The organism is Mycobacterium sp. E2479, assembly GCF_001667925.1.
Lineage (GTDB): Bacteria > Actinomycetota > Actinomycetes > Mycobacteriales > Mycobacteriaceae > Mycobacterium.
Genome location: NZ_LZJR01000140.1, coordinates 16165 through 41180 on the forward strand (window position 1 = coordinate 16165; position 25016 = coordinate 41180).

Annotated in this window: 27 protein-coding genes; 13 read left to right on the top strand and 14 right to left on the bottom strand. The window is 67.5% G+C overall.

From position 1 onward, the window contains the following. Window positions 1-12 precede the first annotated feature (12 nt). Window positions 13-2637 (bottom strand): ATP-binding cassette domain-containing protein, encoded by a 2625-nt coding sequence (locus tag A5686_RS20915; RefSeq protein ID WP_067938222.1) that lies wholly within the window; start codon window positions 2635-2637, stop codon window positions 13-15. A gap of 301 nt (window positions 2638-2938) precedes the next feature. Here A5686_RS20915 and A5686_RS20920 point away from each other — a divergent pair, with 301 nt between their 5' ends. Then, window positions 2939-3757 carry a L,D-transpeptidase family protein gene (locus A5686_RS20920; protein WP_067938224.1) on the top strand — a complete coding sequence of 273 codons (819 nt, stop codon included), beginning with the start codon at window positions 2939-2941 and terminating at the stop codon, window positions 3755-3757. A 180-nt stretch (window positions 3758-3937) separates the two neighbouring features. Here the strand turns inward: A5686_RS20920 and A5686_RS20925 are convergent, their stop codons facing one another. Next, window positions 3938-4477, bottom strand: a complete 540-nt coding sequence (locus A5686_RS20925) for a hypothetical protein (RefSeq protein ID WP_067938261.1) — start codon at window positions 4475-4477, stop codon at window positions 3938-3940. 260 nt (window positions 4478-4737) lie between these two features. Further along, window positions 4738-5514, bottom strand: coding sequence for an SDR family oxidoreductase (locus tag A5686_RS20930; RefSeq protein WP_067938225.1), 777 nt, complete (start codon window positions 5512-5514; stop codon window positions 4738-4740). A gap of 222 nt (window positions 5515-5736) precedes the next feature. On the opposite strand from A5686_RS20930, the gene A5686_RS20935 reads away from it, so the two are divergent. From A5686_RS20935 to A5686_RS20950, 4 genes are all read left to right on the top strand, one after another. After that, a complete protein-coding gene (locus A5686_RS20935; RefSeq protein WP_067938227.1) occupies window positions 5737-6078 on the top strand; it encodes a DUF732 domain-containing protein in 342 nt (113 codons plus the stop codon). Between the two features lie 186 nt (window positions 6079-6264). Continuing rightward, window positions 6265-6609 carry a DUF732 domain-containing protein gene (locus tag A5686_RS20940; protein ID WP_067938228.1) on the top strand — a complete coding sequence of 115 codons (345 nt, stop codon included), beginning with the start codon at window positions 6265-6267 and terminating at the stop codon, window positions 6607-6609. A 48-nt stretch (window positions 6610-6657) separates the two neighbouring features. Then, window positions 6658-8061: a mannitol dehydrogenase family protein gene (locus tag A5686_RS20945; RefSeq protein ID WP_067938230.1), complete on the top strand. Its 1404-nt coding sequence runs from the start codon at window positions 6658-6660 to the stop codon at window positions 8059-8061. After that, window positions 8058-9500, top strand: a complete 1443-nt coding sequence (locus tag A5686_RS20950) for a xylulokinase (protein ID WP_067938231.1) — start codon at window positions 8058-8060, stop codon at window positions 9498-9500. Before A5686_RS20945 ends, A5686_RS20950 begins: the two co-directional genes overlap by 4 nt. Here the strand turns inward: A5686_RS20950 and A5686_RS20955 are convergent. Further along, the gene (locus A5686_RS20955; RefSeq protein ID WP_067938233.1) at window positions 9445-10944 is read right to left on the bottom strand and encodes a bifunctional phosphatase PAP2/diacylglycerol kinase family protein; all 1500 of its coding nucleotides are present in this window, start codon (window positions 10942-10944) and stop codon (window positions 9445-9447) included. The genes A5686_RS20950 and A5686_RS20955 overlap by 56 nt on opposite strands. Before the next feature lie 28 nt (window positions 10945-10972). Here A5686_RS20955 and A5686_RS20960 point away from each other — a divergent pair, with 28 nt between their 5' ends. Beyond that, entirely contained in the window at window positions 10973-11746 is a 774-nt protein-coding gene (locus A5686_RS20960) for a hypothetical protein (RefSeq protein WP_067938263.1), read from the top strand. Here the strand turns inward: A5686_RS20960 and A5686_RS20965 are convergent. The 3 genes from A5686_RS20965 to A5686_RS20975 all read right to left on the bottom strand — a co-directional run bounded on the left by A5686_RS20965 (window position 11734) and on the right by A5686_RS20975 (window position 13503). Then, window positions 11734-12405 (bottom strand): GAP family protein, encoded by a 672-nt coding sequence (locus A5686_RS20965; RefSeq protein ID WP_067938265.1) that lies wholly within the window; start codon window positions 12403-12405, stop codon window positions 11734-11736. The two genes, A5686_RS20960 and A5686_RS20965, sit on opposite strands and share 13 nt — an antisense overlap. 66 nt (window positions 12406-12471) lie before the next feature. After that, entirely contained in the window at window positions 12472-13125 is a 654-nt protein-coding gene (locus A5686_RS20970) for a GAP family protein (RefSeq protein ID WP_197520660.1), read from the bottom strand. 72 nt (window positions 13126-13197) lie between these two features. Beyond that, window positions 13198-13503, bottom strand: coding sequence for a hypothetical protein (locus A5686_RS20975; RefSeq protein WP_067938237.1), 306 nt, complete (start codon window positions 13501-13503; stop codon window positions 13198-13200). A 171-nt stretch (window positions 13504-13674) separates the two neighbouring features. On the opposite strand from A5686_RS20975, the gene A5686_RS20980 reads away from it, so the two are divergent. Beyond that, window positions 13675-15177, top strand: a complete 1503-nt coding sequence (locus A5686_RS20980; RefSeq protein WP_067938267.1) for a glycosyltransferase family 39 protein — start codon at window positions 13675-13677, stop codon at window positions 15175-15177. On the opposite strand, the gene A5686_RS20985 is transcribed toward A5686_RS20980, so the two are convergent. Then, on the bottom strand, window positions 15178-15999 hold the full coding sequence (locus A5686_RS20985) for a family 16 glycosylhydrolase (protein ID WP_067938239.1): 822 nt from the start codon (window positions 15997-15999) through the stop codon (window positions 15178-15180). A 306-nt stretch (window positions 16000-16305) separates the two neighbouring features. On the opposite strand from A5686_RS20985, the gene A5686_RS20990 reads away from it, so the two are divergent. Then, the gene (locus A5686_RS20990) at window positions 16306-16929 is read left to right on the top strand and encodes a hypothetical protein (RefSeq protein ID WP_067938241.1); all 624 of its coding nucleotides are present in this window, start codon (window positions 16306-16308) and stop codon (window positions 16927-16929) included. 64 nt (window positions 16930-16993) lie between these two features. Here A5686_RS20990 and A5686_RS20995 read toward each other — a convergent pair whose 3' ends face one another. Beyond that, a complete protein-coding gene (locus A5686_RS20995; RefSeq protein ID WP_067938243.1) occupies window positions 16994-17503 on the bottom strand; it encodes a MarR family winged helix-turn-helix transcriptional regulator in 510 nt (169 codons plus the stop codon). Window positions 17504-17707: 204 nt separating this feature from the next. Beyond that, window positions 17708-18298 (bottom strand): TetR/AcrR family transcriptional regulator, encoded by a 591-nt coding sequence (locus tag A5686_RS21000; protein ID WP_067938245.1) that lies wholly within the window; start codon window positions 18296-18298, stop codon window positions 17708-17710. A 99-nt stretch (window positions 18299-18397) separates the two neighbouring features. Here A5686_RS21000 and A5686_RS21005 point away from each other — a divergent pair, with 99 nt between their 5' ends. The 4 genes from A5686_RS21005 (at window position 18398) to A5686_RS21020 (ending at window position 20804) form a co-directional block, all read left to right on the top strand. Then, on the top strand, window positions 18398-18874 hold the full coding sequence (locus A5686_RS21005) for a DUF1772 domain-containing protein (RefSeq protein ID WP_067938246.1): 477 nt from the start codon (window positions 18398-18400) through the stop codon (window positions 18872-18874). A gap of 46 nt (window positions 18875-18920) precedes the next feature. Beyond that, window positions 18921-19244, top strand: a complete 324-nt coding sequence (locus A5686_RS21010) for an NIPSNAP family protein (RefSeq protein ID WP_067938247.1) — start codon at window positions 18921-18923, stop codon at window positions 19242-19244. A gap of 22 nt (window positions 19245-19266) precedes the next feature. Beyond that, the gene (locus tag A5686_RS21015; RefSeq protein ID WP_067938248.1) at window positions 19267-19650 is read left to right on the top strand and encodes a DUF4267 domain-containing protein; all 384 of its coding nucleotides are present in this window, start codon (window positions 19267-19269) and stop codon (window positions 19648-19650) included. A gap of 182 nt (window positions 19651-19832) precedes the next feature. Next, window positions 19833-20804 carry an NADP-dependent oxidoreductase gene (locus tag A5686_RS21020; protein ID WP_067938251.1) on the top strand — a complete coding sequence of 324 codons (972 nt, stop codon included), beginning with the start codon at window positions 19833-19835 and terminating at the stop codon, window positions 20802-20804. On the opposite strand, the gene A5686_RS21025 is transcribed toward A5686_RS21020, so the two are convergent. After that, window positions 20776-21795 (bottom strand): NADP-dependent oxidoreductase, encoded by a 1020-nt coding sequence (locus A5686_RS21025; protein WP_067938269.1) that lies wholly within the window; start codon window positions 21793-21795, stop codon window positions 20776-20778. The genes A5686_RS21020 and A5686_RS21025 overlap by 29 nt on opposite strands. Window positions 21796-21852: 57 nt before the next feature. On the opposite strand from A5686_RS21025, the gene A5686_RS21030 reads away from it, so the two are divergent. Continuing rightward, the gene (locus tag A5686_RS21030) at window positions 21853-22548 is read left to right on the top strand and encodes a DUF3060 domain-containing protein (protein WP_067938253.1); all 696 of its coding nucleotides are present in this window, start codon (window positions 21853-21855) and stop codon (window positions 22546-22548) included. Window positions 22549-22560: 12 nt separating this feature from the next. Here the strand turns inward: A5686_RS21030 and A5686_RS21035 are convergent, their stop codons facing one another. From A5686_RS21035 to A5686_RS28475, 3 genes are all read right to left on the bottom strand, one after another. Further along, window positions 22561-22929 (bottom strand): hypothetical protein, encoded by a 369-nt coding sequence (locus A5686_RS21035; protein ID WP_369829733.1) that lies wholly within the window; start codon window positions 22927-22929, stop codon window positions 22561-22563. 113 nt (window positions 22930-23042) lie between these two features. Further along, window positions 23043-24503, bottom strand: coding sequence for a hypothetical protein (locus tag A5686_RS21040; RefSeq protein WP_067938257.1), 1461 nt, complete (start codon window positions 24501-24503; stop codon window positions 23043-23045). Between the two features lie 132 nt (window positions 24504-24635). Continuing rightward, complete coding sequence (locus tag A5686_RS28475; RefSeq protein ID WP_067938259.1) at window positions 24636-24821, bottom strand: hypothetical protein; 186 nt, start codon at window positions 24819-24821, stop codon at window positions 24636-24638. Window positions 24822-25016 lie beyond the last annotated feature (195 nt).

Below are 25016 nucleotides of genomic sequence, written 5' to 3' on the forward strand. Positions count from 1 at the left end.
GGCCTCCGTAGGTCAATGCCGCTTGAGCCGGCTGCGCCAACCGACGATCCCCGCGTACACGACCGTCAACACCCCAAGCATGCCCACGTCGAACAGCCAGGCTTGCGCCGTGTGTTTGAAGTGGCTGTCTTTCGGGGCGAGCGGTCCGGGCTCGATCGTCCACAAGTCAACCGTCGAGGCCTGCGCCGCGAATCCCCAGCGCGAGGGCACGGCCCACGACAACTGGTCTAGACCCAGCCGGTCGGTAACCGGGATCATCCCGCCGCACAGCACCAACTGCAACATGAGGGAAACGACCAACAGCGGCATGATCTGCTCGTTGGAGCGGGCGAGGGAAGACAGCACCAAGCCGATCATCGCCGCGGTGACGCACATCGCGGCGGTGGCGACGTACAGCTCGAGGGTTGCGCTGCCGAGGAGCAGGGCCGGCCGCGTCGGTGCCCCTTTGCCCAAAATCGTGATGGTCGTCGCGATCGCCGACTGAACCACGGCGAACACAGAGAACACGGCAATCTTCGCGAGCAGATAGGCCTTGGTGGACAGGCCGACCGCTTGTTCCCGACGGAAGATGGGGCGCTCGCCGATGAGGTCGCGGATCGTCAGCGCGGTACCCATGAAGACGGCGGCCATGGTGAGCAACATCAGCACCGAGCCGGGCTCATCGGAGCCGTCACCGTTTGGGTCGGCGACGCGGAATCCCGTCGATCCCGGAACGGTGAGCGCCAGCGCGCCCATCACAAACGGCAACAGCGCCAGAAATATGAAATAGGCACGGTCGGCGAAGATCAACCGAATCTGGCGCCGCGCGATCGTGGCGAACTGACGACGCGTGCTGGAGCGCGCCGGGGCACCCAGATCTGCCGGCTTCTCCGCCTCGGCTCCGGCCGGGGGTGGTTTGAGTTGGGCCAGGAAGCGACGGTTGGCTGCGTCGGGGTCCGCGCCCACCATGCCAAAGATCTTGGCCCAGTTGGTGGTTCCCATGGTCGCTTCGATTTCGTCGGGCGGGCCGCAATACGCCGTCTTGCCGCCGGGCGCCATCAGCAACACCTGGTCGCAGAGGTCGAGGTAGCTCAGCGAGTGCGTCACCACCAGCACTACGCGGCCGGCGTCGGCCAGCTGCCGCAGCATGGTCATGACCTGTAGGTCCAGCGCCGGATCCAGGCCAGAAGTCGGCTCGTCGAGGATCAGCAGCGACGGTCCGGTGAGCAGTTCGAGCGCCACCGAAGCTCGCTTGCGCTGCCCACCGGATAGCTTGTCGACCCGGGTGTCGGCGTGCTTGGTCAACCCGAGTTCCTCGATAACCTGCGCGACGACCTGCGCGCGGTCCTGTTTGCTGGTGTCGGGCGGCAGCCGTAACTCGGCGGCATAATTCAGCGCCTGGGTCACCGTCAGCTGGCGGTGCACGACGTCGTCTTGCGGCACCATCCCGATCCTGCTGCGCAGCGACGCGAAACTGGCGTGAATGTCGTGGCCCTCGAAGGTGATTGAGCCGGAAGTGGGACAGGTGGCGCCGGCGATCAGGCGCGACAATGTGCTCTTTCCGGCGCCGGACCCACCGATGAGCGCGGTCAACGTGCCGGGTCTGGCCGTCAGTGACACCTTCTGGATCAGCCGTTTGTTGTCGACTTCGAAGTCGACCTCGCGCACCTCCAACCCGCCGGTGCGGGTGGCGGCTTGGGCGCGGCGCAGCAACATCTCACCGTTGAACACCAGGTCGACGTTGCCGATCGTGACCACGTCGCCCTCGGTCAGCGGCGCCGACAAGATTCGGGTGCCGTTGACGAAAGTGCCGTTGATGCTGTGCGCGTCGTGGATCTCCATGCCGGTCGGGCTCGAGACCAGATAGGCGTGGTGGCGCGAGGCCAAGACATCCGAGATGACGACGTCGCTGTCTTCGGCACGACCGATCACTATTGCGCCCGTTGGGGGTGCAGCGAGCGTCGATCGAGACCGCTGCACAGCACGCCGCAGGTTGGTGCTGTCGAACTGCGCGGCTTCGAGTGCTTCGGCTCCGATCTCGGTCAGCGGCTGGCCTTTTGCCGCCGGCTGAGCGGGTCGTTCGGGTGCCGGTGCCGGTTGGGGTCCGCGCGGCGGCAACGGTTGGCTCGGATAGCCGACGGCGCGCCGCGGGCCGCTGGCCTGTTGCGAGGCCGGTGGCGGCGGGCCGGACCGGGCGTAACGGAGCGGGGCGGGTTGGGGTCGTGCTATTCGGGGCGACGCGCCTCCGGGCTGCTGTGGGTGCTCCGGACGAGGCGGCCTCGGGGCGCCGGGGCGTGCGAGGGCCTGCATCCCCTCGACCGTTGGCGGCAGCTGGCCCACCGTCCTGTCGTGGCTTTCGAGCACGAAGCTCAATCGTGGCCCGTCGGGACTTCCGACGTTGAGGCTCTGGCCGTCACGGATGTCGACGACCGAAACCCGGTTGCCATTGACGAACATCCCCGTCGGGGACCCGTTGTCGATCGCCATCCATTTGCCGTGATCGAAACGCAACAGCAGATGTGCGCGGGCGATCTGCGGATGGGCCACGCGCATGTCGGCACGCAGGTCGCTTCCCACGACGACATCGTTACCGGCGGCAAAACTGCGCCGTGACCAGTCCGATTGAACCGTCAGCACGGGCGGTACAGGCCTACTCATCCACTCAGTATTCGACCCGGCATCGGCCCGCGCCAGGGTTTCGCCATATTGGTCCGCTGTCCACGACGGTATTTGCTATCGCGTTCGTCGCCGTCGTGCACGAGGCTCCGAAATCGCGGGCGTCGCCAGACACGTAAGGGTCACGACACGATCCCGATTCACTGCCGTCCGCCGGACTGAACACCCTTGGTCAAAACGTGACCATTGCGTGGCCAAACATCAACGCGCCCTTTTACTTTCGCAGATCAACGCACATTTATCATCCCTATGACAACTAGGCCATTCAAAAGGAACTGGAGCCATGCGGACGGGTGTTCGGTGTGTCCTTGCGGTGATCGGAGCCGCTGCGAGCGTTGTCGTGACCCCGGCCGACGTAAGCCTCGCGGCGTCGAACCAGGCGCACGCGCTCGCGATCGCGTCGGTGCTGCCGGCGCGCGACGAGGTGGTCGGCGTGGCACACCCCGTGACGGTGAGATTCACCGCCCCCGTGACCAATCGGCAGGTCGCCGAGCATTACATTGACGTCAAATCAACGCCCGCGATGACCGGCAAGTTCGACTGGCTCGGCAACGATGTCGTCCAGTGGGTTCCGGACAGATACTGGCCGGCACACAGCACGATTGCGCTGACCGTGGGCGGCGTGTCCACCGAGATCAAAACGGGCCCAGCCGTGGTCGGCGTCGCCAACATCTCCGACCACACCTTCACCGTGAGCATCGACGGGATCGAGGCGGGACCGCCGACCTCACTGCCGGCGCCGCACCACCGCCCGCACTTCGGCGAGCAAGGCGTGATGCCCGCCTCGATGGGCAGGCCGGAATATCCCACCCCTGTCGGCACGTACACCGTCTTGTCCAAAGAGCCTGCGGTGACCATGGATTCGAGCAGCGTCGGCATTCCCGTCGATGATCCCAACGGTTACCTACTCACGGTGAATTACGCCGTTCGCATTACCAACCGCGGCCTGTTCGTGCATTCAGCTCCGTGGGCCGTTTCCTCGCTGGGCCTCGAGAACATCAGCCACGGCTGCATCAGCCTGAGTCCGGATGACGCCGAGTGGTACTACGACCACGTCAACGTCGGCGACCCGGTGATCGTCCAGGACTCTTCTTACAATTAGGAAGCTCTGCCCCAGGCCCAAGCCAGGTGCGGTGCTTAATCATGCTGACCTGCACGACGTTTCAGTCGTGCAGGCCCGCTGACACCCCGGACGGTGGGCGTATGTTGATTACGCAACCGAACGGGCCCGCTGGTAGGAAACCAGCGGGCCCGGCGCGTTCAATCCGAAAGCGAATTGGCCTCAGCTCGCGCCCGAGGGACCGGCAGGAACCGGCTGACCAGGCACCGGTCCGCCGGCGGGTGCCGCACCGGTCGGCGCGTCCTTCACACCGGACATGTCAATGATCGGGGCGGCCGCATCCAGGGGAGCACCGGCGGCCGCCGGCCCACCGAGCGCAATCAGCGGCGCACCGGCCGGCACCACCGGCACCGGCGGCACTACCGGGATCGGTGGCGCAAGGGGTAGCGGCGGCACGATCGGCACCGGAGCACCGATCGGCACCGGGCCTGGCACTGCCATCGGCACGCCGGACATGTCAATCATGGGCGCCGCACACATGCCCCCGGCAGCCGGCGCACCCGCAGCCACCGGTCCAGCCGCTGCGACCGGACCACCGGCGGCCGGCGCCGCCTCGCCCGCCTGCCCCTCGATGCACGCGTTGCCACCCGTGATCAGCGGGGCGGCCGCCGAGTCGGGGCTCAACGCGATAGCAGCTCCGCACAACCCAACGCCGGCAACTACTTTGATGTTGAACCGATCGACGATCGCCATCAGCGTCAACTCTCCTTCAATCACGCCCAGCAATTTCCGCAGTGGTGCAGCAGGCCCGCCTAGCCGTACCGAGGTCACTTTCGCGACCGCGCCAATTGTCGGCAGCAGACGCGCGACACGCACCACGCCGCACCGCGCCGTTTCCAAATGGTGACGTCACAACGGTGTCACGAATCGAAACACACTCCGCAGACACCGATCGACCTGTGCGAATGCGCTTGCGCCCTAGGCTTACTGAATGATTTTCGCCCAAATATCGGCACAACCGATCACAGGGTGGGGACCATACCGCCGTCGACTGTGACTCCGGCGCCCATCATGTTGGCACACCGATCGCTGGCCAGCATGACGACCAGATCGGCGACCTCGTCGGGCCTGGTGAATCGGCCGCTGACCGTTCCCGACGCGAATTCCTCGGTCACCTGCTCGGGAGACTTATCGGCGCCACCCAATTTGGCCGCAACCCCGTCGCTGCCCAGCCAGAAGTCGGTGGCGACCGGCCCGGGGTCAACGGTGTTGACGCGGATGTTGTGCGGCCCGAACTCTTTGGACAGCCCCTTTGCGAGGTTGTTGAAAGCCGCTTTCGCCGCGCTGTAATCCACGACCATCGGCAGCGGCAGCCGCGCGTTGACCGATCCGACGTTGACGATCACTCCCTTGCCGTGGGACATCATCGCGGGAATCGCGGCGCGGATCGCCCGCACGGCGGCCATGAAATTCAGGTCGAGGGTCTGCTGCCACATCTCGTCGGTGATCGCGAGAAATCCGTCCAGTCGCGGCGCCGCGAAGCCGACGTTATTGACCAGGATGTCCACCCGCTCCCCCGCCGCAGCGACCAACTGCGCGGGGCCGCCAGGCTCGGCGAGGTCGACGGCGACGGCCTCGACGGCTCCCGCATCGACCAGTTCGGCCAGGTCGGCGCTGACGCTGCGCGATCCGGCGATCACCCGGACACCCTCCTGCACGAAACGCCGGGTCACCGCCAACCCGATGCCTTTGCTGGCCCCCGTCACCACCGCCACCCTGCCGCCAAGACCCAGCTCCACGGCGCCCTCCTCTCAGCTCGGCAAATCGAGCCAAACATTACTGGCGGCGGCGAAACGCCACGAAACGCGAGGATCAAGGTTGCCAGGGGGCTCCGGAGCCCACGGAGCTCATTCTCGCGCAGGGCCCTCACAGGAAATTGTTGATGAACAGTTATCGCGCTGGAGGTTACATAAAAGTTAACATCGAGATTAGAACGGTTGACGCAAAGAGGAGAAGAGGCTATGTGCTCGCATCGTCTCACCACCGGGCTCATCGGTTCAGCCCTACTCGGCGGCCCGCTTCTGGCCAGCATCGTCTTGGCCGGCCCAGCGCAGGCCGACGAGACCGCTTTCATCAACGACATGCACAGAGACGGGATCCACGCCGTCGCAGGCGGTGACGCCGCGCTGCTGCAGGCAGGCCTGAACGTATGCCAGCAGCTGTCGTGGGGCGCTCCCGAATCCCAGCTCGTTGGCTTGGCGCTGCAACGTTCCAGCGAACGGCAAGGGGCCGGCGGGCTCAGTCCGCAGCAGGCCAACGACATCGTCGGCTACGCGGAGCGCGATCTTTGCCCCAACGTCTAACGCCGATCTGACGCTCCCGCAGTCCGGCGGGCCGCGAGAGCGGTCCATTGTTCGCACGCCGGTCCACCGGCGGCGCCGCCCGTTGTTGGCCGGCCGTTCACTATCCCGAATTGCTTGCGCAGCGGATCTTCGCACTCTTGTGTAAAAGTGCATCATCCGCATCGGGCGCAGACAAGGAGAAGGTTGATGGCGGCACGCAGGCATTTCGGCCGGCTCGTGGGCGCGGCCCTGGCGACCGGCCCGCTCGCACTCGCCGGGGTCCTTTGCGCCGGCCCGGCACGGGCCGATCAGGACGCCTTCATCAACGACCTGCACAACGCCGGTATCCACGCCGTGAACGGCGGCGACGCGGAGCTGTTGCAGATGGGTGCGGACCTCTGCCAACAACTTTCGTGGGGCGCTTCTCCGCAACAGCTGGAGGGTTTGGCGCTGCAACGCTCGGACGCCGACCAGGGCACCGGCGGCATCAACGGCCGACAGGCCGCGGACGTGGTGATCTTCGCCCTGCGCGATCTGTGCCCTAACGCCTGAGGCGGATCAGCCCCCGCGCTCGGCGGTCCGCGCTATGGTGACATTCGAGTGAAGCTGAACGCACGGAACCTGGCCGGCCTCAAGATCCCGGTCCCGACATATGACCGCAGCCAAATCGGCGTCGGCATAGCGCATTTCGGTGTCGGTGGGTTCCATCGTTCCCACCAGGCCATGTACATCGATCGGCTGCTCAGCGACGGACTCGCCCGGGACTTCGGGATCTGCGGGATCGGTGTGCTGCCGCGCGACCGGCTGATGCGTGAGGCGTTGCGCGGCCAGGACCAGCTCTACACGCTGATCCTCGAACACCCCGATGGCACCCGGCAACCGCGGGTCATCGGCTCCATCATCGACTACCGTTATGCGCCCGACGATCCGGACTCCGTGATCGATCTGCTCGCCGATCCTGCCACCCGGATCATCTCGCTCACCATCACCGAGGGCGGCTATCAGCCACCGCTGAGCGCGGTATTCGGGTTGGTGGCCGAGGCGTGCAACCGGCGTCGCAAGCGAGACCTGCCCTCCCCCACGATCGTCTCCTGCGACAACATCGCGGGCAACGGAGACATGGCGCGACGCGTCTTCACTTCGTACGCCGAAGGGATCAATCCCGAACTCGCGCAATGGATGCGCACGAATACCACCTTTCCGAACTCGATGGTGGATCGGATCACGCCGGTGACCACGCCCGATGTGCTCGAGCGACTGGACTCCGAATTCGGTGTCGGCGACGCCTGGCCCGTGATCGCCGAGCCCTTCGCCATGTGGGTGGTCGAAGACAACTTCGCCGCCGGGCGGCCACCGCTGGATCGAGCAGGCGTGCAACTCGTCGACGACGTAGCACCCTACGAGGCGATGAAGTTGCGGTTGCTCAACGCCTCGCACCAGGGCCTGTGCTACTTCGCCTACCTCGCCGGATACCGGCTGGTGCACGAGGCCGCACAGGATCCGCTGATCGCCGAGTTCCTTGCGCGCTATATGAATTCGGAGGCGATGCCGACGCTGCAGCGCATCCCGGGGCTGGACGAGTTCCGGGACGGCCTCTTGCCGCGCTTCGCCAACGCCTACATCCGCGACACCGTGGCCAGGTTGTGCGCCGAGTCCTCGGATCGCATCCCGAAGTGGTTGTTGCCCGTGGTACGCGACAACCTGCGCTCCGGCGGTGCGGTGCGGCTTTCCGCGGCGATCGTCGCGAGCTGGGCACGCTACGCCGAGGGAGTCGACGAGCAGGGCCAGCCGATCGAGGTGGTGGACCGGCTCGCCGACTCTCTCGTTCCGATCGCCCGCACGCAGCGCGACGACCCGGTCGCATTCCTGGCCAACCGTTCGATATTCGGCGATCTCGTCGACCACGAGCGCTTCCGCGAGTCCTACCTGTGGGCGTTGGACTCGCTGCACCGCAACGGCGCACGCGCAACGCTGCGGGCACTGATCGGTGCCGGCCAATCATGACCCTGGTCGCCGGCATCGACTCATCGACACAATCCTGCAAAGTACTGGTCTGTGATGGCGCCACCGGCCGGGTGGTGCGCGAGGGACACGCCAGTCACCCCGAGGGTACCGAAATCGACCCGACGGCATGGGAAATCGCCGCCCACGAGGCCATCGCCGACGCGGGTGGCCTCGATGGCGTCGAGGCGGTCGCCGTCGGTGCCCAGCAGCACGGCATGGTGTGTCTGGACGGGACGGGACGGGTGGTGCGCCCCGCGTTGCTGTGGAACGACGTGCGATCGGCCGACGCCGCACGCGCACTCGTCGGCGAGTTCGGTGGCGCGCGGGCGTGGGCCCAGGCCGTCGGGGTCGTGCCACTGGCCGCCATCACGGTGGCGAAACTGCGCTGGCTGGCCGACCACGAGCCACAGCACGCCGACCGCACCGCTGCGGTCTGCCTACCGCACGATTGGCTGACCTGGCGGCTGCGCGGCGAGTCCGATATCGCGGCGCTGACCACCGATCGCAGCGACGCCAGCGGCACCGGTTACTACGACGCCGCAACGGGCGCTTACCGCTTCGATCTGCTAGAGCTGGCACTGCGCGACCGCCGCCCCCGGCTGCCGACAGTGCTGAGCCCTTCGGGTCGAACCGACAGCGGCACAAGCACATTCGGCGCCGGACTCGGCGACAATGCCGCCGCGGCGCTGGGCCTGGGTGCCGAAGAGGGCGATGTGATCGTCTCCATCGGGACCTCAGGAGTGGTGGCCGCGGCCACCGCGGACCCGGTCCGCGACGACGCGGGATTCGTCGCCGGATTCGCCGACGGCACCGGGCGCTATCTCCCGCTGGTGTGCACCCTCAACGGCGCGCGAGTGCTGGAGGCCGCCGCCGCGATGCTGCGAGTCGGCCGCGACGAGCTCTCCCGGCTCGCGCTGTCGGCGCCTCCCGGCAGCGCGGGCCTGGTGCTGGTTCCCTACCTGGAAGGCGAGCGAACTCCCGACCGGCCCAACGCAACTGGAGCATTGCACGGTCTGCGGGTCTCCAACGCGACTCCGGCCAATCTGGCCCGGGCCGCGGTGGAGGGACTGCTGTGCTCACTCGCTGACGGTATCGCGCACCTGGCCGCGCACGGTGTCGTAGCGCGCCGCATCCTGCTGGTCGGGGGTGGGGCGCAATCACGGGCGCTGCGCGAGATCGCGCCCGCGGTGTTCGGCATGCCGGTGCTCGCACCCACGCCGGCGCAATACGTCGCGTTGGGCGCGGCGCGGCAGGCGGCCTGGGCGTTGAACGGATCGCCCCATCCCCCCGCGTGGGATCCGCCGCCCACCAACGAATACACCGCCGACCCCGCGCCCGAGGTTCCCGCGCACTATGCACGGGTGCGCGACCTGACCGAGGGAGTCACTGGCCGTCGGGAAGCGGACGAAACACCGGAAGGATCCGATACTTCGCGCTGAAGCTTGCCTTGTCGTATTCGTCGCCTACCTCGCCGTCGCAGGCGATGACCGTGGGACCGTCGACGGCGCTGAAGCTGAATTCCGGCACCTGCAATTCGTGATAAAGCGGGCTGCGCTCCAGGCGCCCCAAGACGAGCGCGGTCAGAATTCTGGCCCTCGCCCAGCGGGGGCCGGTCTCGAGGATGCGGACATCGATCAAGCCGTCGTCCATGCGGGTTCGCCGGGCCGGCGCGAAACCGGTCGGCAGGTACAGCGAATTGCCCAGGAAGAACAGCGATGTCAGCAGGGTCTTGTTGTCATAGCTGATGCGCACTGGCTGGTCTTTGCGCAGCGTGTGCAGCATGGCGTAGAAACCCGCCAGCGGCTTGCCGATGCGCTTCTCGACTTTCTCGCGCTGCTGCACGAAGGTCGGGTAGGCGCCGATGCTGGCGGTGTTGAGGATCATCTGAGTTTCGTTGAGGCACACCAAGTCCACGCACGCCACGTGGCCGCGCCGGATCGCGTCTACCGTCTTGGCCACGCTGTCACAGCCGATGTCCTTGGCGAAGTGGTTGAATGTTCCGGCGGGAAAGACCGCCAGGGGGAGTCCCGCGTCGATAGCCACCCCCGCGGCGGCCGCGACGGTGCCGTCACCGCCGCCCACAGCCAGCACCTCGGCGCGCTCGGCCGCGCTGCGTAACACCTGCACCGGGTCGTCGTCGGGGCCCAGTTCGCGAATGTCGACCCTGGGCAGTTCCGCGCGCACCGCGTCGACGACCCGGGCGCCGGTCCCGCTGCCCGACTCCGGATTGATGACCAAGACCACGCCGGCGCCGTCAGGCCGCTCCGGCGCGGCGACACGGAGCGGTTCGGTTCTCGGAAGGGCTGTTTCGATGATCGGCGGGACGAGCCGGCCGCCCAACACGGCCAAGCCGGAGCCGATGCCGAATCCGGCGATGACGTCGCCCGGGTAGTGCGCGCCGGTCGCCACCCGAGAGAGACCCACCAGCCCGGCCAGCAGCGCCAGCCCGAAGCCCAGCGGTGGGTTCTCCAGGCCCACCCCGATGGCGAACGCCGCGGCGCTGGCGGCGTGCCCGGACGGAAGCGAGTTCGACGTCGGGCGTCGGCGGACCTGCCTGACCAAGGGCACCAAGTCATAGCTGGGCCGCGGCCGCCGCCGGATCCGCTTGGCGACCTGGTTGGTGACCAGGCTGGTGGCGGCCAACGTCATCAAACCGCGAGTCGCGCCGCGCTGCGCGCTTTGCCTGCCGGTGGCGAGCAGCGCCGCGCCGATGCCGACCCACAGCTTGGAATGGTCGGCCGCCCGGGTCAGTGGCGGCATGACCGCGTCCAGTAGCGGGGTGTCCGTCTCGGCGATGGCATCGAACAGCTCTTGGTCCAGCGTGCCCAAGCCCCGGGTGATCTGGTTGATGCCGCGTGCGCGTTGGCGGCGCCCCCTGTTCATTCGCTACACCCTAAATTGGTCCGAAGACATGGACGCACAGGGCTATTGCATGAGGTGGCAGGACAACGCCGAACGCCGCGGCGTGGCGGCGCACGCCGTCGCCGAGATCGCCCGCCGGCACGGCGTCACCGCCGCGCGCTTCGAAGCCCTCGAGGGCATGGCCGAGCTCAACGACCCGCACGGCAAGTCGTTCTTCCTGATCCCGGCGTACGCCGACGGCGCCCGGGCCCGCGACGCCGCACTGATGACCTACATCCTCAACGCGGATACCGGCTACGGTAAGCCGGACCGGCCGCCGACCGACTTTCCGGCAGCTCCCTACAGTGCCGTCGAGGTGGGGCGAATCATGTCCCGGCAGAACGCAAACCGCTGGAGCTACAGCCGCGACGTCCCCTTCGTACACCGCAACGGGGGGCGCCTGGTCGCGACCCCCAACGGCATGCTCATGGGTCTGGGCGGCAACTGGATTCAGCGGCTGTTCAGCCAGCGCGGCGGCACCACCTGGGGTGACATCTTCATGATGAACACGGGTAGGCCCGCCGACCCCGGCGGGCAGCTTCGCCAAGTCGTCGCCTCTGGGTATGCCTGGTATCTCGACGGCAGCGGCATACCCCGCGCGAGCCGCCTGGACCTGGACCGGGTGTTGCATCACGAAGAGCGCCACGCCGCGCAATGGGCAGACCGCGGCTACCTGGGCATGCTGGTCGGCTACGGTCGGGAGTTGTTCCGCGAGTTGGTCTTTGGCGCGGTGAACAGGTTCGAACAGGACGCGGGCCTGGCCGACGGTGGCTATAGGGCGTGAATCCCGTGGTAGAGCACCATCGCACCGATCACCACGAAGACCGCCGCGAGTAGGGCGCCGTTGTTGCGGTCCATCCAGTCCTTGAGCCGCGCCAGCGTGTCGTCGAGTCGGCTACCGGCCGCCACGTACGCCAATATCGGGATCGCCACACTGGAGGCGGCGATGGCCACGAAGAACGCGGCGGCCGCCCAGTCGCCGGCGAGGCCGAGCCCGCTGGTGCCGATGCCCAATCCCGCGGGGACGCAGATGAGCGCTACATCCGGACGCACCACGGCCAGCACCGCCCCGATGATCCCGGCGCGGGCCGGTGTGATGCTGGCGAACGAGCGCATCCAGGCCGGGGATTCGGCTTGACCGTGCCGGTTCAGCCATCGGTAGGTGCCGTACACGATCAGCGCCGACCCCAACACCACGCGCAGCCACGATGACCACCGCGGAGGCGCCTTGTCCAGGCCACCCAGCAGGCCAGAGGCCGCGACGGAAAGCGCCGTCAGCGCGGACAGGCTCAGCACCCAGCCCGCCAAAAACGCCAGGCTGCTCGGCCGCGGCCGCGGCGCCTGCAGCACCAACACCGCCGGAATGACCGTGAGCGGTGAGAGCGAGATGACCAGTCCAAGCGGAACGAGCCCCGTCAGCACCGTCCCCCAGCTTCCTGCCATGGGCGGCATCCTGCCATTGCGGTGCCGGTGCGGCGCCGAAACGCGCCGTACTCGCCCCGAACCGGGTCAGGCCAGGGCGCGAATTCCGTTGTAGAGCACTATCAACCCGATCAGGAACAGGATGACGGCCATCATCGCGTCGTGGTTCGCCTCCATCCAGGCCTTGAGACGTTCCAGGGCATCGTCGAGGCGATCACCGGCGCCCACGTAAGCCAATATCGGGATGGCGACCGTCGATGCCGAGAGCACGACGAAGATCGCGGCCGCGATCAGCTGGGCTCCGGCGCTCAGGCTGCTGTTGCCGACGGCCAGGCCGGCGGCCGCGCACAGGATCAATACCTCGGGCCGCACCGGCACCAGCACCGCCCCCATCAGCCCGGCACGTGCCGGGGAGAGCGTGGCGAACGAACGCATCCAACGCGGCATGTCGCGTTGGCGATGCCTGGTGAACCAGTGGTAGGCGGCCAGGGCGATCAGCGCCGCACCGAAGGCCAGTCGCACCCAGGATGCCCATTTCGGTGGGGTCGCGTGAAAGCCACTGAGCAGCTCCGAGCCGCTGACGAAAGCGGCCGTGAGGGCGACCAGGCCCAGCAGCCAGCCGCCCAGGAAGGCGAGACTGGACGGACGCGGGCGGGGCGCATGCAGTACCAGCACAGCGGGAATGACCGTGATCGGTGACAGCGCGATGACCGCCGCCAACGCGACGAGTTTGCTCAGCACCGAGGCCCAAGTTGCGTCCACGGGCAGCAATCATCGCACTGGCGTCACGCCCACGCGGCGGTTGACGTCCGGTCAGCCTTTGCGGCGCAGGGTCCACGCGGGCACCCAGTGCGTCACGGTTCTGCGTTTGGATCCGTACGCGACGGGATAGGTCACCAGCCCCCACCAGTCGCCCTGCTCGCACAGACCCCAGCAGCTCAGCCACCCCTCGACGACCTTGTGCAGCTGCAGACCATTGGGCTGATACCGCCCCGAGCGGTGCGGCTCGCGCGGGAACAGAACCGTGAGGTCGACCAGGACCGCGATCGCCGGACGCACCACCCGGAACGGGCTGCGGACCGGTTGGCCGTTGTACCCGATCGATGCGAGCGAACCCATTGATCGATCATACGTTCGAATGGTCGCTCGGTTGAGTCCCCTGATCGGCCCGGTTGGCCTCTGGCAACATAGCGGTGTGCTCAGCCGAACCGCGACGTCCCGGGCGGTTCGGTGAGCATCGAAACCACCGAAGAAGCACGGGGTCGCCGCGGCGCACCGGGCGGTCGCCGAATGGCCGCGCCGGCCGTGCTGGACCCGTTGGTCGTCGCGGTTGTGGCCGCCGCGGTGAGCCTGGCCGGTGCCGCCCGGCCGTCGTTCTGGTACGACGAGGCCGCAACCATTTCGGCCGCGTATAGCCGGTCACTGGCCCAGCTGTGGCACATGCTGGGCAATGTCGACGCCGTCCACGGTTTGTACTACGTCCTCATGCACGGCTGGTTTCAGGTCTTCCCGCCCACCGAGTTCTTCTCGCGCTCGCCCAGCGCCCTGGCGGTGGGCGGCGCCGCCGCCGGCGTCGTGGTGCTGGGGAAGCAGTTCTCGTCCCGCGGCGTCGCGGTGGCCTCCGGTGCATTCTGCGCGATCCTGCCCCGGGCCACGTGGGCGGGCATCGAGGCTCGCCCTTATGCGATGTCGATGATGGCCGCCGCGTGGCTGACCGTCCTGCTCATTTGCGCCGCGCGCCGTGACAGCGTGTGGCTGTGGGTGTCGTATGCCGTCGCGCTGGCCGGCTCGATCGGGCTCGACGCCTACCTCGCGCTGCTGCTGGTGGCATATGCCGTATTCGTCGGCGTGTACCACCGGAGCCGAATGACGCTGCTGGGCTTCGCGATCGCGTCGGCCGCTGCGGTGGCCGCGCTGTCGCCGTTCCTGATGACGGTCGCCGGCCAGGCGCACCAGATCAGTTGGGTCGCACCCATCGGTCACCGCACCATCGAAGACGTGCTGATGCAGCAGTACTTCGAGCGATGCCCCCCGTTCGCAGTGCTGTCTACGCTGCTGATCGGCGCGGCAATCGCGTTGTGGCTCAGCGGGTCCGCGCGTCTGACAGGGTCGCAGCGCCAACTGCTGGTGCTCGCGACGGGGTGGCTCGCGGCACCGACCGCCGCGATCGTGACGTATTCGGCGCTGGTTCACCCGATCTATACGCCGCGCTACCTGTGCTTCACCGCGCCCGCGGTGGCGCTGATACTGGGCGTCTGCAGTGGCGCGGTGACCGCCAAACCGTGGGTGGCCACGGCGCTCGTCGGCCTGTTCGCAGTGGCCGCCGCGCCGAATTATGTTCGGGTGCAGCGCAACCCGTATGCCAAATACGGTATGGACTACAGCCAGGTCGCCGATCTGATCAGCGCGAACGCGGCGCCGGGCGATTGCCTGTTGGTGAACGACACCGTGACGTTCATGCCGGCTCCCATGCGCCCACTGCTGGCGGCGCGCCCCGATGCCTACCGCAAGCTGATCGATCTCACGCTCTGGCAGCGGGCGACCGACCGCAACGACGTGTTCGACACCAATCTGATCCCCGAGGTGGTGGCCAGACCGTTGAGCCAGTGCGGCGTCGTCTGGATCATCACTCAGGCCGACCCGTCCCAGCCGGCGCACGAGCAGGGCCCGGCCTTGCCGCCGGGCCCGGTCTATTGGGCATCGACCGCCTTCGCGGTGCCGCGTGACCTGGGCTTCCGACTGGTCGAGCGCTGGCAGTTCAACCTGGTTCAGGTGCTCAAAGCGGAGCGATAGTCACCAGATGTGGATCCAGTCGACGAGCATGTCGGCTGGATAGGTCGCCGCGGCGGGATCGCCGGCGCCGACACCACCGACGGCGAGGGTGAACATGGGCGTCATCCAGTAGCCGGGGTTGTTGAACGGCCACCGGAAGTCGTCGGGAGCGCCGCCGTGGACGTGGATGGGTTTGTTCGGAACGCTGAAGTACTGCGCCCCGTCCCGGGCGAATTCAAACCCTTCCTCGCCCCAGTGCATTCGCCAGGTGTGCCAGTTGCCGTCGACCATTCCGGGGATCGACTTGCCTTCCCAGGTCTTGCCGTTCGATGCGGCGTGCACCGTCGTTCCCGGAGGCCACGAACCATTGCCGTACCACTCGAAGAGGTCAACCTCGCCGTCGGGCAGCGGATCCTCGTTGACACCCCAGAATGCGGACCACAGGCCCGGGTCCAAGCAGTTCAGCTTTATCCGAGCTTCCCAGGTCTGGTTGATCATGCTGCGGAAGTTGCCCCGCAGTTTGGCGCCGTAGTAGGTGTCCCCCTCCTGGGTGGCGCGCAAGACCAGGTTGGAGTTGCCGTCTTGGAACACATTTCGTCGGTCGTCGCGGTATATGCCCGCGACCGGCGGGAAGACGTCGTCCTGCCAGGTCTGGATGGTCCATTTGCCCGGGTCGGGAGCCGAACCGGCCGGGCCGTCGAACTCGTCGGCGAAGATGAACGGTCCACCCCCGGCTGACGGCGGCGCTGCGGGCGCCGACGGAGTGGCCCAGGCACCCGGCAAGCGCATCGCAGCCCCGATCATGCCGAGGCCCGACATCAACATCATGCTGCGACGATCCATCTAAACCACCAATCGTTCAAAGCCGGCTCGTCAAGCTCGGCGAGATCTCCCCAGGCAACTCTCGCAAACGGTGTTATGAAACCACGCGGTGGGGTGGCCCGCATCCCGCGATCGGGATCCGCGCGCGGCATTCCCGGTCACGACCCGCGCGCCGGTCCGTCGCTGCCATTCCGCTGGCACAAGCAAGCGACGATAGCAGCAGCGACCGCGATTTCCTGGGATTTCCCGCGCTAACCATCAACCACGTTGACATACTCCAGAGCGCTGGTATCAAGGAGGTTGATGGATTGAGAAAGGAAAACGACCATGTCTCATGGATTCTTCGGCGGCTTCGGTGGACCCGGTTTCGGCGCTCCGGGCTTTGGTGGACCCGGTTTCGGCCGCCCGGGCTTTGGTGGCCCGGGTGCGGGTGGTCCCGGCTTTGGTGGCCCGGGTGCGGGTGGTCCCGGCTTCGGACCCTTCGGCAAGAGGGGTCGTCACGGCCTCAAGCGCGCGGCATTCGTCACCGCGGCATTGCTGTTGGACGGGCCGGCCGACGCCGCTCAAGTGGTGCAGCGGGTGTCCGACGCGACCGGCGGCGCGTTCACCCCGCCGCAGGACGTGGCCGAGCTGGCGATCGGCATTCTCGCCGGCCACGGCGTGGTCACCGTCGACGGCGGCGTGGCGACGCTGACCGAGCTGGGACGAAACCTGTTGGCCTGGCGCGGAATCAGCAGCGAGACCGCGCACGCCTTCCTGGGGCGCGCTGCCAAGTTCGGCGATGTCGTGAAGATCCGCAAGGAGTTCTTCGAGATCGCCGGGTTGGCGCGCACCATCGCGTGGGCGGGCACCGACGAGCAGAAGCGGCAGCTCGCCGAGACCCGGACCAAGGTGCTGGAGGCGCTAACGGAGGCGCGCAAGGCGCTGCACCGGACGCTCGGCGCGGCGTAGACCGCCGGCAGCAGGCTGCGTCGAAAGAGCAGCCCGCACAACGGTTATGAGTGCGAGCCGGCCATCATAGGCGCGCTGTTCTGATCGCAGCTTTGCGACGGTTACGCGGCGCGGCCGAGCGGGGTGGCCGGCCACGCATGTGGTCGCGGATACGAGCCATGAGGTCGCCCAGGGTGTTCACGTCCTGGTCGGAAAGCGAGCCGTACAACAGCTCGCGCACGATCTGAATGTGACCGGGAAGGACTTTGTCGACGCGGGCTCGGCCCGCCTTGGTGATCTCGACTACCGTGGCGCGCTTGTCATGGGTACTGCCTTCGCGGGTGATCAGGCCTGCATTTTCCAAAAGTCCGGCCTGATGGGTAAGGCCGCTGCGGCTGTAGACCACACCGTCGGCCAGTTCGGTCATCGTCAGCGGCCGGTCGGCGTCGACCAGTTTGGCCAAGACCTCGAACTGGACGTAGCTGAGGTCACCCTCGGCCTGCAACTGCTCTCGTACGGCGTACTGCAGCAAGCTGGCCGCCTCCGTCAGGGCGAAGTACGTGCGCATTTGCGCAGGCTTGAGGCCTTTGACCATGCGGCCATCCTAATGCTTCGACATCGCAGCGAGTTCCCGGTTCGGCCCCGATTGCTTCGCAGTGGAAGCGCGCGACGACCGAGCCAAAGCGGCCGCGACAACGCCCGCGCGGATGATGCCGCGTACTCGAAACAATATGCGAGACTTCGTCATTGGTAGACACGATGCCTAACGGGAGCGATACTTCCGCCTCGAGAACATCGTCTAGCGGCCGGTTCGTCGGGTGCCGGTGAACTCGTCGACAAGCAGTTGGAGCCGGTCCAAGTCGTGCGAGGCGCGCAGCCGGCCGGTACGGCCGAGTGTGACCAGCCCGTGCAGCGCGGCCCAGAACACCTCGGTGAGCGTGTCGGCGTCCTGTTCGCCGGCGACCATGCCGACCCCTTGCTGCAACGCGGCGAAGGCCGCCGAGAGCTGAGAAGGCGTGTCCTGCGCCGCAAATTGCAGACTGGTCGCGCGGGTGAACATTGCGTCGTAGACCGCAGGGTTGTCGCGGGCAAAGTCCAAATAGGCGCGGCCGATCCGGGTCAGGGTGTCGCCGGCGGCGCCGGCGTCGGAGTGGGCGGCCCGGATCACTTCGGCGAGTTCGGCGAACCCGTCGAGCGCCACGGCGTCCGCGATTTGTTCCATGCCGGCGAAGTGCTTGTACAAGACGGGTTGGCTGTATTCGATTTCGGTGGACAGCCGACGGGTGGTGACGGCATCCCAGCCTTCGGTCTCGGCCAGCCGGCGGGCAGTCCCGATGATCAGCCGCCGGCGGGCGGCCCGATCGCGTTCGCGGCGATCCTCCATGGACATACCCCAACGTATCACAGCTAGGAAAAATAGCGCTGCTATTGACACCGCTACCAGCGGGGGTTAGCGTTGCTAACACCTGCGAACGAGGGGAGTCACGACATGTTTTCGGACCTCATCACCCGCGCCGCCGCACTGGTCGCGGTCCTGGGCACCGCGGTGGTTTACGGCACCGACGTGTTCTGCGCGATTGCCATGCGGCCGGCGCTGGCGTCGGTTGACAACGATGCTCTGGTCGCGGTCATGGGACGCGTACACCGATACGGAGACCGGCGCATGCCGGTGCCCGGAGCGCTCGGGATAGTGGCTACCGCGGTGAGCGCGGCACTGGCCGCGCTCACCGCGCACTGGGCGCAGGCGATCGCGGCGGGCGTCGCGCTGGTTCTGCTGGTGATCTGGCTCGTGCTCTACACCCGGATAAGCGCGCCCATCAACAGGCAACTGACGACTGCCGCCGATGCGGGTCAAGCGCTCCCGAATGGACGTGCGCTGCAAGCGAAGTGGGACTCGGTCATCGACGCCCGCGCGGCACTGCAGGGTCTGGCAGTGGTCGTCCTCTGCGCGGTGTTGATGATCTGACGCATCCCCACAGATTCCCCGGCCGAATTCAACTCGAAGGACTTTGATGCTTCAGCTCAGGATCTACACCCTCCGATCATCGGAAGCCCTCCGGCAGTATGCGACGGTCCACTGGGCCCGTCACCTGGACACCTTCCGGGCGTTCGGGGTCACCACCCACGGTGTGTGGACCGAGCAGGACGAGGGCGCCACCGCCACTCGGCTCGTCGCGCTGGTCGGCTATCCAGAAGGTGTCGACCCGGAACAACTGACGCGACGGGTGATGGCCAGCGCGGAATTCCGCGCCGACATGGCCGGCTTCGACGTCGACGACATCATCGACGTGGAATCGATACTCGTTGACCCGGCTCCGTTTTCACCGATTCGTTAACGACACCTAGAGAGCGCTCGACATGACGATCACCACCACCGTCGGCTACGTCCTCGCCGGATTGCTCGCCGCGGCCATCATTTTCATCGGCGCACGCTTCCTCGTCGCGCCGCGCGTCGCCGCCGCCGGCTACGGTGTGCCGGCCGATTTGAACGAGCCGGGCTCCGGCGCCTACCTGAGCGTCAAGGGCGTACGCGACATCGCCACGGGGTTTTTCGTCATCATCCTGATGATCGCGGGTGCGACCTACCTCGTCGGCTGGGTGATGTTGGCCGCCACCATCATTCCGCTCGTCGACGCGAACATCGTGCTGCGCAATGGCGGCTCCAAGTCGGTTGCTTGGGGAGTTCACGGCGGCACCGCGGCCGTCATGCTCGTCACGACCGCGCTCCTGCTCATCCCCTAAGACCTCTGCGCCCGATTTCCGCGGACGTCACCCGTGCAGCATCGGGCGTTGACGCCGGCGATCGTCCGGCACTCAGCGGTATGACGACGATCACAGGGCGCCCTGGAATTGCTTCGACATCGAAGCGGGTTGCAGGCCATATAACTGCTTCGAAATTGAAGCAAATAACTGAGGAGGACATCATGAAGGCTGTGCGATACCACGAATACGGCGGTAGCGACGTTCTACGGTACGAGGAGGCCCCACGACCTGTGCCAGGCCGGCACCAGGTGCTGGTAAAGGTCGCCGCCACCTCGTTCAATCCGGTCGATGCCGGCATCCGTGGCGGTTATTTGGCGCAGGTGTACGAGATCGGCTTCCCGCACATACCCGGTGTCGACGTCGCCGGAACCGTCGCTGAAATCGGCGAGGGCGTGCACGGCTGGAACGTGGGTGACGCCGTGGTGGCGTTCTTGCCGTTGGATGCCGATGGAGCGGCCGCCCAGTACGCCATAGCGCCGGCCGAATCGCTGGCCACCGCACCGCGGTCGGTCGACCTGGCCGACGCGGCGGCGCTGCCGGAGGCCGCGCTGACGGCGTGGCAGGCGCTGTTCGAGATCGCGGATCTCACCGCCGGACAGACGATCCTGATCAACGGCGCCTCCGGGGCGGTCGGTGGCTACGCGGTTCAGCTGGCCAAGCGGGCCGGGGCGGTCGTCACCGCGACGGCCAAGGAACGCGACGCCGAGCGGCTGCGCGGCTTGGGTGCGGATCGAATCGTGGACTACATCGACTACACGCATTCGCCGATCGACGTGGAAGGTGCACCGTTCGATGTGGTGCTCAACCTCGTTACCACCACCGACCAGCAAACCGAAGCCCTGATTGGCGTGGTCGCCGACGGCGGTTTCCACGTCGGCACCATGGTTTTCGGGCCGCAGAACCCGGGCCGGGGGGTCCGCAGCCAGCGGGTCTTCGTCCGGAGCGACGCCGCCCAGCTTGCCGAGCTGGTCACTCGCGTCGAACAGGGGCAGCTACGCATCGAGGTCGCCAACCGCCTCCCGCTGGACCAGGCCGCGGCCGTGCACGCCGATTCCGACAGCGGCCACCTGCACGGCAAGACCATCGTCATCCCCATCCACGCGCCTAGCGGCGACTGGGTTCGCTCAGCCTGACCAGGGTCTTGCCGACGTTGACGCCGGTGAACAGGCCGTTGAGGGCATCGACACACGACTCGATGCCCTCAAAAATGGTCTGCCGGTGGTGAAGTCGGCCCTCGGCCTCCCACTGGCGCAACGCGGCGAACGCCTCGTCGAAGCGCCCCCACTGATCGAGCGCGTTGAACCCCTGCATCAGGGCGGTCTTCGACAGCAGGTTCACGTAATTGGCCGGCCCGGGATGCTCCCCGGTCAGGTAGCTGGAGATGACGCCGCACAGGACGACGCGCGCGCGGGCGGCCAGCCGGCCCAGCACGGCGTTGAGGATGGGCCCGCCCACGTTGTCGAAGTAGACGTCGACGCGTTGCGGGCAGTGCTTTTTCAGCGCCGCCGCGATGTCTTCGTTTTTGTAGTCGATGCACGCGTCGAACCCGAAATCCTCCACCACCGCCCGGCATTTCTGCGGACCGCCTGCGATGCCCACCACCCGGGCGCCGGCGATCTTTGCGATCTGGCCGGCGACCGATCCGGTGGCGCCCGCGGCCGCCGACACCACCACCGTTTCTCCCGGCTGCGGCCGGCCGATGTCGGTCATCCCGAAATAGGCGGTGGCGCCGGTCGGCCCGTAGACGGACATGATCGCCAGCTGGTCGTTCTCGCCCGGGATCGGCGTGCTGAACAGGTCGTCGCGGATGATCGCGTACTCCTGGAAACCGGTCAACGTGGTGACGACGTCGCCGACGGCGTACGCGTCGCACCGCGACGCGACCACCTCGCCGATGCCGGCCGCGCGGATGACCTCGCCCAGCTGTACCGGCGGAAGGTAGCTGGGCTGGTCGTCGAGCCAGGTGCGGGCGGCGGCGTCGATGCCGACGTAGGTGGTGCGCAACAGCGCCTCACCCTCGGCGGGTTCCGGCGCCGGCGTGGTGACCACTTCCGTGTCCTCCGGTTGGACCAGCCCGCAGGGACGGCGACGCAACAGGACCTGGCGATTCGGCAAATCGGGCACGATCGTAAAAACTACCGAACGGCCCGAAAAGCCAGAAGCGAATGGCATATTCAATGCATGGCAGCAAACGAAGACCCGGAAGACCGGATCCGGGAACTCGAGCGCCCGCTCGCCGATGCGGCGCGGGCGTCAGAGCAGGGCGGCTCGCAGGCCGCCGGCCAGTACTCTCAGCCCGGCACGTCCGGCGCGCCACCCGGGCCGCCGACCCCGTGGACCTACGGCGGACCGATGCCCGGGTTGCCCCAGCAACGCCCCTCGAGTAACCGCGTCTGGTGGATCCTCGGCACCGTCGTCGTGATCGGCGTACTGGCCCTCGCCGGTGGCATCGCGGCATTCGCCGCACACCAGCTTTCCGGCGTGAAGTCGGTCATCGCCTCGCCGCCGACCATCTCCAAAACGTTCAGCTCACCGAACATTTCGACAAGTCCCGGCCCATCGACCACCCGCCGGACATCACCCTCGCCGTCGACCTCGCCCGCCGCACCCCCGGGCTCCGAACTCAGCGTCGCCGGTATCAACGAGAACCGGACCATCGCCTGCAACGACAACATCGTCCGCGTCAGCGGGGTATCCAACACGGTCACCATCACCGGCCATTGCACCCGCCTGTCGGTGTCCGGAGTCCAGAATTCGGTCACGGTCGAGGCCGTCGACAGCATCGAGGCGTCCGGCTTCAACAATAAAGTCACCTACCGCTCGGGCGCGCCGAAGATCAGCAACTCCGGCGGGTCCAACGTGGTGGAGCAGGGCTGAGCTAACCGACTGTTATGCAGGCTCTTCGGTGTCGTCGCCGCCGCGGACGCTCTCGGTGTCGTCGTCATCGAGGACGCTGGCCGCAATGCCGTAGGGCAAGAACCGCACCTTGCGTTTGGGATCGACGTTGTCCTTGTTCGCCCGCAGCGCGTCGAGTTCGGTCGCATAGACCTGTTCGACGCGCGCGCCGCCGTCGGCGTCCACCGTGTAGATGGCCCACACGCCCTCACCGGCCTCGCCCGCGGTTTCGGGGGCACCGCGCGGGCGCCGCGACAGGTCATCGAAAACGGCGGACCACCCCGCGCGGGCGCCGGGAGCGACCACGAACTTGCTGACCCGCTCGAAAATGTCGCGCAGCCCCTCGCTGCCTTCCCTGATCATTCGATCGAACTCTTCTGGATCGAATCCGAATCCACTGTGCTCGCCCACGCGACCTCCCTGGCGCTTGTTCGTAACTGCCAGTGTGCGCTCAGTGGAGGTGGTTTGCCACGTGCTTACTGCCCAGGCGGCGGCGGTGGGGTGATCGGGATCGGCACCGTGACGAACGGGAAGTGCAGATACATCGTCACCGGCGGCTGCTGTGGCAGCTGCGGCGCCGCGGGCGGGGGAGCCGCGGGCGGCGGCGGTGGTGGTGCGGCCGGTGCGGGCGCGGGCACCGCGGCCGGCGGGGGCGCCGCCTCTTGGACGGGCGGCGGCACGTGCTGCGGCGCCGCCTCTTGGACGGGTGGCGGCACGTACTGCGGCACCGACCGGGCGGGGGCACGACGGACCGGTGCCGCGGGCGGCGGAGTGACCGCGGTCTGCGGTGCGGGCTGCTGCACCGTCGACGGTGCCGGCGCCGGGGCGGCCACCCCGGACGGGCTCGGCGGGGGCGCCGGCGGAGGTGGCGCCGCGCTCGGGGCGGGCAGCTGCGCCTGCGGCGGGTTGCTCGGCGGGGCCGCCGGCAGCTGGACGGCCGGCGTGGCGACGCTGACGCCCGGATTGTGCCGACCGTCGGACCCCGGGCGATCCGATGTCAACGTCACCAGCACCACCCCGCCGATCGCGGCAACGATGCCGACCAGGGCGCTACCCGCGAGCAGCATGGACCTGGGCCGGCCTGGAGGCCTCTCGTCGTAGTCCGGGACGGCGCTGTAGGCCCGCGCGTCGGTGCCGACGTCGGCATCGTCCCAGTCGTCCAGGTAGGTCGGGCTGATCGCGGGGAGACTCAGCTCCCCGGTGCCAGGGTCCAGCGCATAGGCCAGGGCGGCGGTCGACGATGCGAACAGCGGGGCGTTCGCCGAGGCCAGCGCCGCGCCGCGGGCCAATGCCATGTCCGGCTCTTCGGGGCCGGTGACCGGGAGTGGGGTGGCGGCCTCGACCGTGGATTTCAGCGCCACGATGTCGGTTCCGCAGCCGATCAGGAACACCCCGTCGGCCCGGGAGCCACGAGCGTCCAGACCGGAGACCATCGCCGCCAGTTCGGCGGCAAGGCCTCCCGCGCTACCGTCGCCGATCTGGCGCCGGTGCAGATCGACGATGGAGCCGTCGGCGACGTCGACAACGGCCAGCGTCGCATTCGCCGGTTCGACGAACAGCATCGCGAGGCGTTCGTAGCCCAGCGCATAACCCACGGTCTGGGCCAGCACTGCCGCGGCGAGCAACGGTGCGACCAACATCACGCCGTCCAGCTCGTGGCCGGCAATCGCCTCCCGCAGCGCGCCGACGCCGGCAGGATCACTCCAGGTGACCCCGGTGGCGGTCAATCGGTGACCGCCCTCCAACACGCCTTCGCGGCTGCCGATGATCGCATCGATCACCTGATCGAGAGCGTCGGCCGGCGAATCGGCCGAATTTCCTGCGGCCCCAACCTCGAACTCTTCTTGTTCGACGGTCACGCCGTCAGCATTTTGGCCCTCGATAGCCACCAGGCGGACTGTCCTGGGAGCCATCGACACCCCAAGCACGATGTCCACGTAACGCCTCCAAGGTCCTTTTCAACGCCCTCAGCGAGGGCATGACGGGATGATCCCCGCCCGAACTTGGTGACATAAACGTTACGCGCGTGTGGCTAGTCGCGCAGGCGATGCGCGTAAGCAGGAAGGACGCTAATACCCCGGCCCGAAGTACGGATTCTGCGCGTTCCCCGGGTACTGGGGATACTCCGGGTACTGCGGATACTGCGGGTACTGCGGGTACTGCGGATACTGCGGAGTCGCGGGAGCCTGCTGCTGCGGAACCGGAACCGGAATCGGAACCGGCAGCAGCGGAACATGGATCCATTCCGTCGTCATCGGCACCGTCGTAGTGGTGGTTGTCGGCGGCGGAGGCGGCGGTGTGGTGGTTTCCATCGAAGGCGGCGTCACCGTCGTGGTGACCGCCGGTTGCGGCGGCGTCGTCATCGGCGGCGCGGTCGTCGGCGGCGCGCTCGACGGCGGTGCCGTATGCCTCGGGGTGTAGACGGGCGCCGGATGCGCGGTGCTGACCAC